Here is a 16,664-nt window from a genome sequence, read left to right as displayed (position 1 = left end):
ACCTCTTACTTGGTTCCGATAGGTCCAAAGCGACTCCTTCAGGTACGTGCGTAGCTCATTTAGACGACTGCACGGATTTTGTTGCCTGCGTTACGAAATACCGAGCGGAGCTAGCGGAGGGTGCGGGCTGCAGGTGCGTTGGCGCCTGCATCATTGCAACCGCGCAACGAACACCATGTCGCGACTCGCACTGATCGATATTCTGCGGGCACACTTTTTCGTCGGCATGGATCTCGGTCCAGGCGTGAGCGACATCCTCGCGGCATTGCATGTCGATGAGTACGACACGGCCTGGGACGATGACGCGGTCGTCATTTGGGGCGTGGCGCGCATCGATTCGGCTGATTCCACCTCGCCGGTGTTCTCACCGAGTGCCGGCGCAGGCGGGGCGGCGCCGGGAAATGGAATCGAATGGCACGATCTGGCCATCCGCTTTCGCATGACGGCGGCACGACGGCCCGCCGTGGCACTTCCCATTTCCGACGTCAGCGATGCCGAGGTGCGCAAGGTGCTGAGTGCGCTGGGCCCAGCCGTCGGTACAGCGCAATCGGATTATCCGAATACGCAATTTCGGATGGAGCTGTTGTTCGAGTTGGTGGATATCCCACTTCCGGGGCTGAAGGGGGCGAAGCTCGACGGCTGGGTCATGGTACCCGATCCGGAGAACCCGAACGTCAAGCTCACGGTGCCGCGCCTCCTCTTGATCCTCACGCAGGATTCGGCGGCGGACACGGCCTTCAACGTGGACCTTGGCAGCTTCGGCGCGGAAACCATCGACGATCACGATCCGGCCATTGCCAGTCTAATCGCCATGAAGCCGCCCTTTGCGTTGGTCCCTGGGGACCAATTCGGGTTCGGTCTCCAAAAGGTGGTGCTCGACCTGTCCGCCGAAAAGACACCACCGGACATTCTCGACCGATTTGGTGTGGGCGAGGATTGGAAGGGCATCTATTGCCCCGAGGTTCGTTTTTTCGTCTCGACGCAGCGCTCCGCCGGCGTGGCCTTCAACGTGGGCGCACGCGAGATGCTCATCGGCTTCGAACCGACGGCGGGGCTGTGGGGCGACTTCAACTTCGACGTCGAGGTGCTCGGCGATCGGCTCCGCGTAGGGCTGCGTCTTTATGGCGTCAACGGCCAGCGGCTCGATCCCGAGTGGGTCGAGAGCGACGAGACGTTGCACGTGGATCGCTACCGAGTCACCGTCCCGTCGACAGCCGGCCCGGACACCGAGAATTACGTGTTGTTCGTCGACGTCCAGAGCGGTGCAGCCCCCTTCGGCCTCACGTTCGTGGGCGGTGAGGAGCACCCGGCCGACCTGCATACCTTTCCCAACGACGCGTTCTTCGACGATGCGAGCCACTCGCCCGAGGACATCTCCGTCCTGCAGCGCACGCGCCTCTTCTCGCACGATCAGCGCGTGGCCGTGCGCGTCACCAGTCGAAATCCGCAGCAGCGGCGCATCGTGGTGCTCGATGTGTATCCGGATCTGCAAGCGTTGCCGCGCCCCCGCACGGAGACCTTGCGCGAGGCACATATCGTGGCAACGCATCCGGCGAACACCGGGACGGTGAGCGTCGAAAATGCGACCTCGGAAGAGGTGCTCCTTCGGTTGAATCCGCCCGATGGGGCCACCTTGACGGTGGATGGCAGCCCTGTACTGGTGACGGATGGAGGCGCACGCGTGCGCGTGGCCGGCGGCGGGGAGCGGACACTCGGTGTGACGTGGAATCGCACCGGCGCGGAGGAACTGCGCCGGTATTCGGTGTACTTCGAGTTCGACCATCCGTGGCGCCGGGATGGCAGCGGCCACTGGATCCTCGGTACCCCGCCTTTCGGGCCGGAGGGAAACCTCACCGACTTCGCCACCCAGTGGAATGCGCTTCCCCCGGGCGGGCGGCTCTTGCGCGTCGATGCGTACGCCAGCCGCGACTCGGACGATGCGTACTCCGCCCACAACGTCACGCTCTCGGAGAACCGGCGCGCGCACCTGCTCGATGTCCTGGCCGGGGCGGGCGTCCATCCGACGACGAGCGAGCTCGCAGGTAGTGGCTGGGGCAACGAATCGCACCCCGGCACCGGGAGTCTTTTGACCGAGGGTCAAGTGCCCGGGGATCACTCCGCCTCCGTGGAGCGGGCGACGGGCAGCAATTACGATCCCCGCCGCTATTGGGTCGCGGTGGCCAGCCTACTGCGACCGACCCCCGTCACGGACACCTTCGAAGGCCGGCTCGTGCGCCCGCCCACGGAGCATACCGAGATCCAGCGTGTGGAGCCGCCGGCGCCGCAAGGCCAGCATCCCAATTGGCTGCGGCACATCGGAGGCACGGTGCGCTTCGAGCGCGATGCCGCTCCAATTGCAGGCGAGTTGCGATTGACCGTCGATTTCCAAACCGCCCACGAGGACGGTTTGGAGCGATTCCGCCACGACGTCGACGTCATCGGCCCCGGCCTGGAGAATCCCGACGAGCAAGCGCGCCTGCCGCAGGGCGAGGCCAACCCGGACGACGGCGTGGTCGAGTTCCGTTTGGGCATCACGCACGATCCCTCGACGGGCACCTTCACCGAGACGCTCGTCGCGCGCGCCGGGGAAGGCGATCGCGATGGCCTCTGGAGCTGGGGGGCCATCCCCAGTGCCGATGCGGCAGGGGAACCCGGCGCACCGCAGACCGATGGCTGGCGCGATGTCCTCGGCCTCTATTTCACGCTGGCACCCCTGCTGGCCACCACGGCATCGAATGCCGCCAACGGCGGCGACATCGTTCCGTTGGTCATCGGCCTCGCCGCGCCCGTGGCCATCACGGTCACCGGCGTCGCGCACGTGCTGCGCTTTACGCATTATGGCGTGGAGCTCGACGTCCGCCACGACGCCGACGAAGTGCACGCCTCGCTGCTCTTCGACGTGGAAAGCGCGCTCTGGCTCAATCTGAAGATCGGTGACTTCGAAATCGTCACCTGCAGGCCGGACAAGCCCATCAAGGTTCGCTACAAGGCCATCGGCTTCGGCCTAGACGTGCAGCCTTCGCAGCCCACGCGCTTTCTGCCGGTGTTCGATTCCTCGCGCGGGTACACCATCGACCTGGCCGATTCCGGCTCGCTCCGGGTACTGCCCGCGCTGGGCGATACCATCGGCGACATCATTCAAGTCATGGGCGCGCGCATTGCGCGAACGAACCCGCTGAACATCGAGGTGGAGCTCGGGCTCGGGGTGGATCTCGGTGTCTTCCAGGTCGACCGATTCGGCTTCCGACTGCCGGTGGATCCGTTGGGTGCGCCGTCCATCACGGCGATTGGGGTGGGGGTGAACATCCCCGACGTTCTCAAGGGAACGGGGTACCTGGAGATCAAGTCCGATGGCTTCGCCGGGCAGCTCGATCTGACATTGCCCAGCGTGGGCATGCGCGTCGCCGGCGCGTTGGCCATCCGCACGGTGACCGAAGCCGAACGCTCGGCCACGGGCGTGATGGTCACCCTGGCGGTGGAGCTCCCCGCGGGCATTCCGCTGGGCGGCACGGGGCTCGCCTTGTTCGGGTTCCTCGGGCTCTTCGCCATGCACCACCGGCGGCTCGAGAATGGCTCGGCGAGAAATCCCGCGCTCGATTGGCTGGTCAACGTCGCCCACGGCGATCCCACGGATCTTCGCGCATGGGGGCCGCAGCTCGATCAATGGGCCTTCGGCGTGGGGCTCGTCGCGGGCACCATCGAGGGCGGCACGGTGTTGAACCTCAAAGGGATGCTCGCCCTCGAGATCCCCGGCCCTCGCGTGCTCTTGTTCGTCAAGGCGAACGTGCTCTCGAAGAAGCCAGACACCAAGGGCACCGCCACCGGTACGCTCTTCGCGGTCGTCGACGTCAGCCCGCAGCGCGTCCTGATCGGGATTCAATTCGAATACCACATCGAGTCGGTGCTCGATTTGATGATTCCCATCGATGCGGGCTTCTTTTACGACCCGCCGGCGTTCCCGCCCGAGCACTTTTACGTCGACGTGGGCAGCATCGCCCGCCCGGTCACCGCGAAGATTCTGCAGCTCTTCGACGCCACCGCCTATTTCATGGTGCACGGTGACGGCATTCCCGATTTTCCGCTCGCGCCCTTGCAAGGTTTCGCCATTGCCACGGGATTTCGTGTTTCCTTCACCTGGGGCAATACCGATATCGGATTGTATTTGCGTGTCGCGGCTGGATTCGACGCGGGAATCGGATTTGCGCCGCTATTCTTCGCTGGCCGCGTTTTCCTCGAGGGCGAGTTGCGGCTCTTCATCATCGGGCTGCGCGTTCGCGGAGACCTGAAGTTCCTCTCCGATGGGCAGGATACGCGGCTCGAGGGGCGCATCTGCGGGCGCGTGGACTTCTTCTTCTTCTCCGTCGAAGGCTGCGTGGGCTTTGCGCTGGGCAATGTGCCGGGGGCCCCCTTCCCGCCCGCGCCCATTCGCGATTTGAAATTGCAAAGCCGCTCGCCGGCGCTGGTCGATGGCACCGGCGTGGACCGGGGCATCGATACCGTGCTTTGCCGCGGCACCGACGATGGCACTGTGCCGAAGGTCGAAGTGCGCGATGGCGACGTGGTCACATTGCAAGACGTCTATGTGCCCATCGACACCATTCCGCTGATCCAATTCGAGGTCGCGCCCGACGTTCCCTCGAGCGCGACCATCGATGGGCAGCTCTCCTCCGGGCTACCGCCCGGCTTTGGCCAGGGCTGGCAAAAGCGGGGGCCCAATTGGCTTCGCTACCACATTCGCGCGATCGAGCTGCGGCTATTGGCCATTGGCGGCGTTCCGGTCGCCCCGGGCACGCCGTCGACGACGGAAGGGCCGCGGCCGTACACGTGGAGGCATCCCGCGCAGCAAAGTGGCAGCGATGGCTTGCCCGTGGAGCTCGCGCTCCTCGATTGGAAGCCGACCAACGCCGACAAAGTCATGGTGCAGGGCAAAGCGCTGGACGGCGTAGTGGGCGACCGCTGGGGCGATGTTTGCACGAGCGTCGCCGAGGCCGCGCGCGTGCTCTGGACCTTCCGCGCTCCGCCGTTGGGGCCTTCGCCCGGTGGGTGGCAGCTCGTCGGCAAACCGTGGCCCGATGCACCGGGCTCGCGCCGCAGTTTGCCCGTGGAGACGAAGTTGCGCGTCGACGAGACGTGGCGCACGCATTCGCTGCTCGATGGGCTCTTGCCGGCGTTGCCGGCCAAGGTCGTCGGAACGTGGACCAAGGACAAGGTGTTGGCGAAGGTGCTCGAGGCGCCGCACGAGATGTTCGCCGAAGCCTTCCCGGTGGGCGTATCCGATACGCTGCGCAAGGCGCTGCAAGAGCTGGAATCGAAGCGCAAAGAGGATTTGCGCGACGTCGTGCGCATCACCGGCGGACCGTTCCTCGAGCTGACATTGTTGGTCTTCGCGCGCATCAAGATGGTCGAGGCGGGTCTTTTGAAGGTGCGAGCGTTCGCCTCCGGTGGGGCGGAAATCCCGGCGCCTGCGGACTTCAAGGCCGTCTCGAGCAGCGGTGCCGAGCTTCCAGGAACGTGGCGCGATGGCGCGGGGCCGTGGAAGGAAGACGTGGCGCTGGCACGCGCCTACTTTGCGGCGAATCTATCGCAGCGGGGTTGGAGCGAATACCTGGTCCGGGTGAAATTGCCGGCGGCGGCTCGGATCGTCGACATGGGGATATCGCCTTTGGCCAAGGCCGTTCAGGAGTTCGGACTTGCGCCGCCCTCGTGGCATTTGGCGGTGGCGAGCGGCCTTTCCGAGAAGGAGGCGCGCCGGGCGGGCGAGGATGGCGCCGAGGCGGAGGACGACAAGGACGGACTCGAGGACGCCCTGGGTGATGCGCATCATGCGCTGCTGATTCCCAATGCGCGCTACGAGGTGCGTGTGCGCTACGACGCCGAGATCGGCCAGAAGCCGGTCGAGCCCGAGGAGGGGCAAGACCCCGACGAGATCGTCGTATTGCGCACGGTGAACGACGCGTCCGACACGCGCACGTTCTACACGGATGCCGAGCCGCCGCGCAGCCTCGATCCATGGATGCTCGCGCAGTTTCCTTCGCCGGGCGACGGGTACCACTTCACCGACGATCCGGTGGTCATCGTGTTCGGCACCGACGATGTGCTCGAGTTGTTCGAAGCCTACCAGCGGCAGCTTCGCGCGGTGGCACGCGCGGCCTCGTTCCGCGGGTCGGCGGGGACGCCGGATGCGCCGTTCACGCACTTGATGCTCACCCCGCGGTTCCAACGGGTGGGCGGTGTGGTGCTCTCGCCGTGGGAGGCCACAGTGCGGCGGCTGCTCGGCGCGAAGGCGTGTGGCAGCTTCGATCCCAATGCGAACCGCCATGGTCGGGTCACCTTGCCGTTCAAGCTCGATCCGCTGACGGACTACGTGGTCGACGTGGAGGCGCTCACCAACGCGGGCGCTCCTGCACCGCCGTCGACGCGGCCGGACGACGTGGGGCGGCGCCCGCTGTACCGTCAGTCGTTCACGACGTCGCGCTACCGCAACCGCGGGGAGCTCGCCGAGTCCGTGCGCCTCGCCCTCCCGGTGCCGCGCACCGTGCAGAATCCCGCGCTGATCCGCGCGCTCGCGGAGCAACTGGGTGACGAGGCCTTCGACCGCGCGCTGCACGAAGCCGGGCTCGAGGTGACGGCGCGCCCGGACGATGCACGCGTGACGGTGCTCTGGAGCCAGGAAACGGTGGCACAACCCGTGGCGGTATTCCTGGAGACGCCGGAGCCGCTGTGGCGCACACGCACGGAGCCCAAACCAGAATACGACGAGGCCGGCGTGTACATCCAGCGCTGGACCATGGCGGCTGCGCAGTGGCTGTCGGTGGACGAACTGGTGCGCGCGGGGCCGATCCTCGTGAAGGACGGCGGCGACTTCGTGCGGCGCGCCACCGGCACGCGCACGGTGACCGCGCCGACGGTCGCCGAGCTGCGCAAGCGCTACATCGGGCCGCGGCCTCTGGATCCACCGCCCATCGTGACGCCGCCCACGTCGTTGGTCTCGCGCCTGGTGCGCGATGCAAGCGGGACGCGCACGATCGCCGTGCTCAAACCGGGCGCGCGCGGTGCCGTGTTGAGCCTGGGGCTCGCGCGCAATCTGCATCCGCTGCTCGATACCGATGCGACGGATACGCCGACCGTGTTGCTCGAGGTTTCGCTGGGCCGCCCGCCGTGGGAGGAGCAATGACCCGTTACTTGTTTCCCGAGCTGTTCCACGTCGTCGGCGCGCAGATCCCCGTGAAAGGAAAGGCGCGCACGGCGCTGCGGTGGATCCTTCACACGAGCCTCGGTTTGCCGCGGGCGCTGTTTCGCGTGTGGCGCTATGAAAAATCGCTCCCGACGAAGGGCGTCGCGCTCACCCAGCGCACGCTCGACGGCGGCGAGCGACTGGTCACCTGGAACGAGGGCCCCGCGGCGGCGATTGCGCTCACCGTCACCGTCCCCGCGGGCGCGAGCTTCACCATGCGCGCCCATAGCGGTGCCACGGCGGTGGGGCACGTGGTGGACGTCGAGACGGTGGTGGGGCCAGCGACGAATGCGTCGGTGGTTCTCTTCGGGAGTCCGCTTTCCAGCGTGACGGCGACGGGAAATGGCACCATCACCGCCACGGCCACCATCGTGGCGGCGTACGATTTGATCAACGCCGACGGGTGGAAGCTCTTGGAGACGGTGGGCCTACCCGTGGACAAGTCGTTCGGCGGGACGGGGTATCCGCTGGACAAGCAAGGGCCCGTGGGCAGCGAGCTCGAGCCCTTCGATGCGGCCATCCGGCGCGTGAAGGAGGGATCCATCGACACCGGGTGGCCGGCGACGACGGATCGTGGGACGGCCGTTCCCGCCTTCGTGCCGCCGGATGCGTCGGCGCTGGTCCTCGACGAGTTGAAGGCCGTGCGCGAACAGGTCCGCACGTTGCTGCGCGACGTGGCCAATCCGGCGGAGCACGCAAAGGCGACGGTGCACATCAAGACACGCGCACCGCGCTCGATCCACGGCGTGGACGCACCGGCACGCTGGCAGGATCAAGCGCAGGATGCGGACGTGCAGCCTCTGGTCTCGCTGCTGCTCCCGGCGGCGACCGATTCGTACGCGGCGCTGGCGCTGGGCTTTGGGACGACGGTCGACGTGCCGGCGCAGCTGCGCACCCCGGTGGTGACGCACGTCTCGGCGACCAACCCGAGAGCGCTCGTGTTCCTCATGGTGACGGTGGAGCACGAGGTGAAGATGCAGCTGCCCGCTCCGCTGCCGCCCGTGACCTTGTCGCTGGCCGGCGAATTGGCCGCGCTGTACGTCGAGCCACAGAACAATGCCCCGGCCGTGCCCAATGGCGTTTCGGCACTGTCGTCGGCGGTGCACTTGGATCCGCCCGGTGTGCGGGATGGGCGATGGCTCGAGGCGGTGCGCGTCGGGTGGGCGGCACCGCAGACGCTCGCAGGCTCGCAGGCGCGCCCCACGGCGTACGCGGTGGCGCGCGGATTCGGCACGGGCGCGATGGAGATTCAGCTGGAAAAGCGTGCGGCCGCCGGGGGCTGGCGCACGTTCGTGGCGGCGAGTCCTCCGCGGGAGCAGACCCCCGCGAGCGTGGAATACGTCGAGGCGGGGCTGCCGGAAGTGTTCCCCAGTGAGCCCAACACGGCCGTGTATGCGGTGGCGGCGACGGATTGGTTCGGACGGTGGAGTGGATGGGCGTCGGCGGATCACCCGCGCGCGAGCGTCGCACCGCAGGTGCCGGCCACGCGCGACATTCAGGTGGACGTCCCCAGCGGCACGGCGCGGGTGGAGTTCACCTGGGACTGGTCGCACCGTAGCCCGAAGCAGATCACGGTTCGCGTGGTCACGCCGGATCAACAGGTGGATCGCGTGCTCGATTTCTCGACGGCGACCATCGATACGCCGCCCGCGGGGGTGGAGCTGATTGCCGGTGAGTCGCGGGGAAATTTGCGCACGTACCGCGTGGCCATCCCGGGGATCACGTTTGCCTTCAACGTGCACCCGCGCATCACGCTCTCGGCGCGGACGCGCGCCACCGAGCGGGTGGGCTTTGGCGCGGCGAGCGCGTGGTCGCCCGAGCGCACGACCATGGTGGCGAGTCCGCTGGCGCCGCCGCCGCCGTTCGTACCGGCGCAGATGTGGTGGGCCTCCGTTCCAGATCCGCGCGGCGTGGCGCGGAGCACGCTCACCTGGACGGGATCGGCGCCGTCGTACGTGGTGTACGTCGCCGACGAAACGGCGATCCGGCGCGAGCTGGGGCTGCCCTCGGCCGATCTGGGGACGCCTCCGGAAGCGCGGCTTCCCGCCCTGCGTGCGCTCGACTTCGGCGCCGCGCGGCGGGCGTTCAAACGGCTCGCAGGGCCGCTCGCGCAGCCGTCGTTGCCCGTCGAGCTGTCGCGCGGATCCAAGTTGATTCACTTTTACGGCATCGCACCGGTGGGGGTCACCGGGGTGGAGGGCCCGCTGCCGGCCGCTGGCAATGCCTACTTCGCCGTGGCGGCGCCGCGCATCCTCACCCCAGAGGCGCCACGTCTCTTGGCCCGCGATGCAGGCGGCGTGGTGACGCTGAGCATCGAGGTGCCCGAGACCCATGTGCCCGTAGGCCGGGTGACCATCCACCGGGCACCGAACCGCGCCCGCGCGGTGACGCTCGAGCACGCGGGGCCGCCCATTGCGGTGCTCGATGGTGCGACCGCGGTGCGCGCAAACGGCATCGCGCGGTTCACGTTCCAGGACATCGCGCCCGGAAGGGCGTGGCAACCGGTATTCTACCGTGCAGTTGCCCGGGCAACCACCGATCCGAGTCGCGGCGTGTACGGCGGTTCGTCGGAGGCGACGCGGGCCATCGACGTGGTGGTCACCAGCGCGACGGCGCCGTCCTTGAGCGATCTTCGCGTGGAGGACGTGGCGGCGGCCCCTGCACATCGCTTGGTGAGCTTTCTCACGGATGCGACCTTGGTGCGAAGCACGCGCGGCGCGCATACCTTTGCCTTGCAGACGATCGCCGCCGATGCGCAGGTGGGGGTTCGCCGTGTCTCCGCCGACGCATTGCCGCTGCTGCTCCAGGCGAGCGCACCGGCCCCGACGGCGCAGCCCGACACGATTTTCCGATTCCACGCCACGGATCCGCGCTCCGGCCGCAACTGCGCCTGGGTCCCGCGAGATGTGCGCGCCATCGTGGTCGAAATCGCCGACCCCTCGGGCCGCACCACCCGACAGACCTGGAGAGCTCCATGATCAACAGCACGATCGCGACCACGGCCTTCAACCAGGCCGGGCTCGATGCCATGGGCGCCGCTTCGGGCCAGCTCGCGGCCCAATGGGCGGAGGGCGCCGCTTCGTACGACGCGAACGCGATGACCTTGACCACCGCAGGAGGGACACGCTGGCACGCCATGGTCGGTGGAACGCTGCTCTGGCGCGACCAAGGCGCGCCCGAGCTCACCGATGCCGCGGGGAATGCACTTACTGGGGTGGTGGCGGTCCTGCGCTTCCATCCGCAGGCGGCCTTGCGGTTGCGGCGGCTGATCGGGCAACGCTACGATGGGCGCACCGACGATCGCGCGAGCCGTCCCGTTCCATTTTTCGCGGCCATTCGCGGTGCAGCGATGCCGCCCTCGAGCGAAGCGCCGCAAGCCGCACACGCGGCGAGTACGGGGACGCCGCTGGTCGCGGGTACGTTGACGTTTCACGACGATCAGGGCGCCATCGTCGATCCGGTGGCCGTGGCCTGCCTTCACCGCGATTTGATGCGCGCTTTTTCCGCGCTGCGGAAGAACGACGCGGGCCCGGCGGGGGACCTGGACAGCGGGACGAGCAGCCCGGGGGGCATCGGCGCCGTGTGCGCGCTGGCCAACGGGGTGCGTGTGTCGATGGTCGACATTTTCGGTGGACCATGGGTCCAACGAACGGGACGCGTTGGACTTCGCATCGGTTCGGGCGGTGCGCTCGGGGCGGGGCCGCACGATTGGCCCGAGGGTACGGTGCAGGCCGCGGCGACGGATCCGGGCGATCTGCGATTCGGCTTTTCGCCCGAGGGCGCACTGGGAACGGCAGGCCTTTCGCGACCCGCGTTTCCGGCGACCCCCTTTCCGGCGGGGTCGGCCGCACCGGTGCTCCCGCGGCAGTTTTTCCGCGTCGTTGCAGTTCACACGGAGTTGCATCTTCTGGGGAATCGCTCGGCCGGTGCCATCGATGGCATCGAGGGTGCGGACGAGGCGACCCGCTTGGAGCCGGCGCCCACCGTGCGCGATGGCGAAAGCCTCGAGTTGCTCGTCGATGGGCAGGCGACGGCGGGGGCCATCACCGAGGCGGTGAGCGGCTCGGCGTTCGCCCTCGCCGCGAGCCCGACCCTTGCGGACAACGTCGCGTTTCCACCGAATCGAACCGCGCGGTGGCCGGCGGTTCCCGCCGTGGTGGGTACGGCGGAAGATCTCGCGCCAGCGCAGTCGGCGCGGGCGCGCAACGAGGCGATGGCCGCGTACGCAGGGTCGAGCCCGGACGTCGTTCTGTCGTGGCCGGCGGGCGCGCTGCCCGTCGGTGCGCACGTGCGCGCGTTTCCACGGGTGGATCCGGGGCCGGCGATCGTGCCGCTGGCGGAGCTTGATTTCGCGCGGCGTGGCGATGGCGGTGCCACGGTGGCGGCGGCGGGGGCGACGGCCATCCTGCTGCGCGATCCGTACCGCGTCGGTGCGAATCCGCGCCCGGGCACACCGCGATTGCGTTTCGATCTTCTCATCGTGGCGCGCGGTCCGGCGGGGGTGCAGACGCGGCTCCTCGGGGGGCTCGATGTGCCCGTTGGGACGGGGGCCACGGCGCCGGCGCGTCCGCCGGTGACCAATGCGCTGTCGGCGATGCCGCTGGACCGACGCGGTCTCGCGCCGTCGCCGCGACTCGGGCTCCCACCGACGGCCCCCGCGGCAGGCAGCGATCCGATCCTCGCCGCGCTCGGAGAGGCGGCACCGCGCGAGTCGCCTCGTTTCCGAACCATGGCCCGCGCGGAGTCGGTCGTGGCGGCGCACGACGGCACCGCGTGGACGGCGGTGCTCACGGCGGGCTTTCTCGATGGGCGCGTGGTGCGTGGCGATGCGCGGCTGGGGAACCCGGGCAACGATGCCGGCTCCGAGGATCACGCGCCCGGCCTGCGCGCCACGGGGCGCCTCGCACTGGATCTCGCCCGTGCGGCGCTTCGTCGCACGCACCACTTGGCCCGCCGTCTTCCCGAGCTGGATTCGTCCCGCTGGAATGCGCCGAGCGCCGCAGGCACGGGCACCGTGAGCGGGGCCATCCTGCAAAACGTCGCCGAGACGTGCGAGAGCCCGGAGCTCTCCCTGGTGCCCGAGTCCACCGTCCACGGGCTCCCCTCGGATTGGAACGGCGTCGTCTCCGCACTGGGCTCGTCGCTGCCTTCCCTCCCCGCCCCCACCGCGGGGGACCGCTGGGTCGCCGAAGTGCGCCGCGAGGCCTTCGCCGCGAAACACGGGCGCCGCGACACGCAGTGGAGCCTGCGCTGGGCCATCGGCCATGCGCGCCGGCTCGTCTACATCGAGACGCCTCTCTTCGGCGCCACCGCCGATGGCACCGGTGCACACGAGGTCGATCTCGTGGCGCTTCTCGCCACGCGCTTGGCCGCCGCCCGCGATCTGCGCGTCATCGTCGCGGTCCCCAAGCGCATTCCCTTCGGCCCGGGCTACGAGTCGTTCGCGCAGCGCTTTTACCTTCTGCGCAACGCAGCCCTCGCAACCTTGCAGGCCGCCGCACCGGGGCGCATTGCGCTGTACCATCCCGTGGGCTTCCCCGGCCGTCCCGAAGTGATCCGCGGCACCGTCGCGGTCATCGACGACGTGTGGGCCCTCGTCGGCGCCTCCTCCCTGAGCCGCCGCGGCCTTACGCTCGACGGCAGCATCGACGCCGTCCTCACCGACCGCGCCTTCCACGACGGCGCCTCCATCGCCATTCGCGATCTCCGCCGCCGCGCCATGGCGCGCACCCTCTCCCTCAGCGCTCCTGCCGCCACCACGACAGCCAACGCCTCCTGGGTCCGCACCCGCGATCCGCGCGCCGCCTTCACGTTGGTCTCGGAGATTCTCGCCCGCGGCGGCGATGGCCTCATCGAGCCGTTGTGGCCTGGCCTCCCCGAAACGGAGCTCCCCGCCCTCCCCCGCACCATCGCCGATCCCGACGGCCGCGGCTTCCCCACGATTCTCGCAACCTTTGCGGACCTCCTCGCAGGGCTCGGTCCATCGCGGGTTTGAACACGCATCTATTTCAGATGCTTCTCTGGCAACATGCGCTCGTGCAAGATGCGAACGATGAAGACATTGCCGTTCGAAGCAACGCGAAAAAAAACCACGTGCTTGGCCTGTCGCTGACGTCGATAGGGCGGACGGTGAACCTTACCCGTCGTGGCACCCAGAAGACGAAAACAAGCATAGAGGTCGGAAACGTAGTCGACGGCCTGCGCCGCCCCCCAACGTTCCTTTGTAAAATCAGCAATCTCCTGCAGATCGTCGACAGCACGTCTCGAGAACCGAAACGTCACTTGAGCTTGAGTCTCTTGAGAGCGCCCTTGAGCGTCGTGGGAAAATCCTCGGCCACGCCGCTCGCTTCACCCTCGGCGAGGGCTTCGTCGAGCACGCGGGTCTTCTCCTCATGTTCGAGACACCGAAGAGCGGCCCGCACGACCTCACTGGCATTCTCGTACCGCCCACTCGTGACTCGCTCGGCAACGAACTGATCGAGCTCTTTCGTCAGATTCACATTTCGAGTCGGCATAGCCGAAGTATGGCTCGTCATTTGCTCGTTGGCAAACATTGCCAAACTCAACCACCGCCGTAAACTGGCGGGATGGCCACGATCGTCGACGTCGATACCGCACGAGCGCCCGCGTTCGGGCTGAAGGACGATCACGCGCCCTTTCACTCCGAGCCGCATACGCATACGCGCCATCAGATCCTCTACGCGGTTTCCGGAGTTCTCTCACTGGAGGCGGAGTCGTCGCAATGGGTGCTTCCCCCGGAGCGTGCGGCGTGGATCCCGGCGGGCGTCATGCATGTCGTGCGCACGCGGGTGCCGATTCGGCTGCGCACGATCTACCTTGCGACACCGCTCGTGCCGTCGGCGCCGCCCGTGTGCGGCATCTTTGGCGTGAGTGCGCTCGCGCGCGAGATGATTCTCCATGCCATGCAATGGGGGCCAGAGACGCGGACCGACGACCCCATTGCGAAACCGTTCTTCGCGGCGCTCGCCGCGCTCGTGCCTGGGTGGCTCGCCGACGAGAAGCCCTATCGGCTGCCCGTGGCCAAAAGCCCCGAGCTCGCGCGGGCCATGCGCTTTGCCCTCGATCACCTCGACGAAGAGCTCTCTGCGGAACATGGCGCGCGTGCGGCCGGCGTCTCCGCGCGGACACTCACCCGTCGCTTCGCCGAGGAGACGGGCACGTCGTGGCGCGTTTTCGTGCATACCGCACGCATGCTCCGCGCCATGGAACTCTTGTCCTCTCCCAAGGTGCGCGTGACCGAGGCGGCCTACGCCGTGGGCTTCAAGAGCCTCGGCGCATTCACCACGGCCTTCGGCGAATTCGCCGGAGAGACCCCCAAGGAATACCGCCGCCGCCGGTCCGCGATTCTAGGCCCCCATGCTCATTGAATGGACTGAACCGCGGTCAAGAACCACTCGCGATTTGCGCCGCGAGACCGTAAATGCCAAATGTGATCAAATACGAGAGAGAGAGCTCGGGAAATGCTTGTTCGGCTTTTTGGGTCAGCACTTGGAAGTGCGGGCCGGCGGCGTCTCCAAGGAGCTCACTCTTCCGGGGCCCCAGGCCTTTGACGTAATCGGTCACCAACTGGCGCATGCCATCGAGGTACCGCTTTTGCGCCGCGACGACGACCTCGACGTGGGCGCTCGCCCCGCGTCCTCCATAAACGGTGGCCCCGGGGTACGCGAGAAGCTCGTCCAGTGCGAGCTTCCAATCGTCGAGGCGCGGCTGCGGCGCGCCCTGCACGATTCCACCTTCGAGCCAGGCGTGCGCCCCCACGTGCACCAGATCGCCGACGACCAGCGCGCCGATGCCCGGCAAGAAGGCCACCGTTTGTGTCGACGAGACCCCCGGATGCTTCAACTCGTGCAACTCCACGCGGCCTTCTCCGTTCAATGGCAGGGAGAAGTCGCCTTCGAAGGTCTCGTCGATGGTGGCTTGGGCGGGGTACGTTTCCGCAGTGAACATCTTGGCGATCTCCACGAAGTAATGCTTCTTGTACGCGTGCACGCCGGGGATGGCGGCCGCCGTCGCCTTGCTCGCCACGATGCGCGCTCCCTCCGCGCGAAACGCGGGTGCGCCATTGAACTTGTCCGGATTGGGGTGCGTGATCACCACGTACCGAATCGGCGACGGCGTGGCCGCGTGAATCTCCGCGATCACCTTGCGCGCCCACGGCTCGGTAAACTGCGCATCGAACACGACGACCTCCCGCCCGGTGTCGTACCAAAACGAATGCGTCTCGAAGCCGGCGACATCCGAGGTAAAGACGCCCAATTGGCTCGATGCCGCTCGGGAATGCGCGCCCTCCGAAGTGCCACACCCAGAAGCGCCAACGACCGTGCCCATCGTCGCAGCCGCAAGCATCGCGCCGAAGGCGATGGCTCGAAAATGTGAACGCATGATGATTCTCCTCGATTCGCTGAATGCGAACAACGCGAGGAGGATGCACCGCGCCGCGATTTCGAGCTTCCTGGCGGCGGCCAAAGATTTTCTCGGCGGGGCCACCGCTCCCGAGCTAACCGCTGACGGGCGCCGCCGTCTTGGCGTGGCGAAGGACCCACCATTGCGCGATGCCCGCACCGCCGGTGTAGCCGAGGGCCAATACGCGGTTCAATTCGACGATGACGCCGGAGAGGTGGGAGAAGGCGTTGGCCATGTCCCAGACGAGCCAGAGTCCCGCGCCCAAGGCATACATGGCCCAGGGGGCGGCGAGCGCTCCGCCCCGCAAGGAGAAGGCTGTCACGGCGAGCGGACCAATGAGGCTAAAACAGAGCAAGTCGCCAAAGGGGATGAGCACCAGGAGCACGGACTTCCACATATCGTCGGGCGGGAGCCGTTGGAGGTTTGCGCGCAGGCCGACCACGAAGAGCAGGGCCGCAAAGGGAACGACCGCCAACTTGGCGATCTGGCGGCTCCTGGAGGGTGAGATCTCCAACCCCGCCTCGCGCCAGGTTCGCGCGAGCAGCACGGTGGCGACGGTCGACGCGATGTTGGCGATGGACACCATGATGGCGTACGCCGCCTTCTGCCATTCGCGCGAAAGGTGCACCCCCAGACCTTGCTGCGAGTACCCGAACACCACGTCCTTGGAGAGAAGGAGCACCATGTTGAGCACGAACAGCGCCCAGATGGTGTGCATGCGATCGCCCCACGAGAAGCGCGAGGTGGCCATGATGAAGCCCACCAAGGCGAAAAGCTTCATCAGCAGAATCCCGTTGGCGATGGTCGCAACACGTGCTTCGGCAGATGCCACATAGGCGCCGAGGAAGACCACGGCGAGCCCAAGCGGCAAGAGGAACCACGAGGCTTGGCGCACATAGGGCATCGGTCCAGTTTATTATGCCATCCTCAAGGGCGTGCGGATCGGACATCGCGCGAAAAACGGAGAAAAATCCGCGAAAATACGTGGCAAATCGCCGCACTAGCC

8 protein-coding genes are annotated in these 16,664 nt (G+C 67.5%); 4 read left to right on the top strand and 4 right to left on the bottom strand.

Annotated elements, in window-relative coordinates:
* Positions 1-175: 175 nt before the first annotated feature.
* Genes LVJ94_07130 through LVJ94_07120 form a run of 3 tightly spaced genes read left to right on the top strand, consistent with a single transcriptional unit; the run spans position 176 to position 13,229 of the window.
* A complete protein-coding gene (locus LVJ94_07130; protein WXB07004.1) occupies positions 176-7,174 on the top strand; it encodes a hypothetical protein in 6,999 nt (2,332 codons plus the stop codon).
* Positions 7,171-10,212: a hypothetical protein gene (locus LVJ94_07125; GenBank protein ID WXB07003.1), complete on the top strand. Its 3,042-nt coding sequence runs from the start codon at positions 7,171-7,173 to the stop codon at positions 10,210-10,212. The genes LVJ94_07130 and LVJ94_07125 overlap by 4 nt, the downstream gene beginning before the upstream one ends.
* Complete coding sequence (locus LVJ94_07120) at positions 10,209-13,229, top strand: hypothetical protein (protein WXB07002.1); 3,021 nt, start codon at positions 10,209-10,211, stop codon at positions 13,227-13,229. Before LVJ94_07125 ends, LVJ94_07120 begins: the two co-directional genes overlap by 4 nt.
* A gap of 8 nt (positions 13,230-13,237) precedes the next feature.
* On the opposite strand, the gene LVJ94_07115 is transcribed toward LVJ94_07120, so the two are convergent.
* Both LVJ94_07115 and LVJ94_07110 read right to left on the bottom strand, forming a co-directional pair.
* A complete protein-coding gene (locus LVJ94_07115; GenBank protein WXB07001.1) occupies positions 13,238-13,516 on the bottom strand; it encodes a type II toxin-antitoxin system RelE/ParE family toxin in 279 nt (92 codons plus the stop codon).
* Entirely contained in the window at positions 13,513-13,749 is a 237-nt protein-coding gene (locus LVJ94_07110; protein ID WXB07000.1) for a type II toxin-antitoxin system ParD family antitoxin, read from the bottom strand. Before LVJ94_07110 ends, LVJ94_07115 begins: the two co-directional genes overlap by 4 nt.
* A 72-nt stretch (positions 13,750-13,821) precedes the next feature.
* Here LVJ94_07110 and LVJ94_07105 point away from each other — a divergent pair, with 72 nt between their 5' ends.
* Complete coding sequence (locus LVJ94_07105) at positions 13,822-14,622, top strand: helix-turn-helix transcriptional regulator (GenBank protein WXB06999.1); 801 nt, start codon at positions 13,822-13,824, stop codon at positions 14,620-14,622.
* 16 nt (positions 14,623-14,638) lie between these two features.
* Here LVJ94_07105 and LVJ94_07100 read toward each other — a convergent pair whose 3' ends face one another.
* Both LVJ94_07100 and LVJ94_07095 read right to left on the bottom strand, forming a co-directional pair.
* Positions 14,639-15,637: an MBL fold metallo-hydrolase gene (locus tag LVJ94_07100; protein ID WXB06998.1), complete on the bottom strand. Its 999-nt coding sequence runs from the start codon at positions 15,635-15,637 to the stop codon at positions 14,639-14,641.
* 115 nt (positions 15,638-15,752) lie between these two features.
* On the bottom strand, positions 15,753-16,562 hold the full coding sequence (locus tag LVJ94_07095; protein WXB06997.1) for a hypothetical protein: 810 nt from the start codon (positions 16,560-16,562) through the stop codon (positions 15,753-15,755).
* Positions 16,563-16,664 lie beyond the last annotated feature (102 nt).

This window comes from Sorangiineae bacterium MSr11367, assembly GCA_037157805.1.
In the GTDB taxonomy this organism is placed as follows: domain Bacteria; phylum Myxococcota_A; class Polyangia; order Polyangiales; family Polyangiaceae; genus Pendulispora; species Pendulispora rubella.
The sequence above is the reverse complement of the archived record's forward strand: the minus strand, read 5'-3'. Positions and strand labels throughout refer to the sequence as shown.

Coding starts and splice junctions, on each gene's coding strand:
- LVJ94_07120 (WXB07002.1), top strand. CDS start 10,209: ATGATCAACAGCACGATCGCGACCACGGCCTTCAACCAGGCCGGGCTC.
- LVJ94_07095 (WXB06997.1), bottom strand. CDS start 16,562: ATGCCCTATGTGCGCCAAGCCTCGTGGTTCCTCTTGCCGCTTGGGCTC.
- LVJ94_07125 (WXB07003.1), top strand. CDS start 7,171: ATGACCCGTTACTTGTTTCCCGAGCTGTTCCACGTCGTCGGCGCGCAG.
- LVJ94_07110 (WXB07000.1), bottom strand. CDS start 13,749: ATGCCGACTCGAAATGTGAATCTGACGAAAGAGCTCGATCAGTTCGTT.
- LVJ94_07100 (WXB06998.1), bottom strand. CDS start 15,637: ATGCGTTCACATTTTCGAGCCATCGCCTTCGGCGCGATGCTTGCGGCT.
- LVJ94_07105 (WXB06999.1), top strand. CDS start 13,822: ATGGCCACGATCGTCGACGTCGATACCGCACGAGCGCCCGCGTTCGGG.
- LVJ94_07130 (WXB07004.1), top strand. CDS start 176: ATGTCGCGACTCGCACTGATCGATATTCTGCGGGCACACTTTTTCGTC.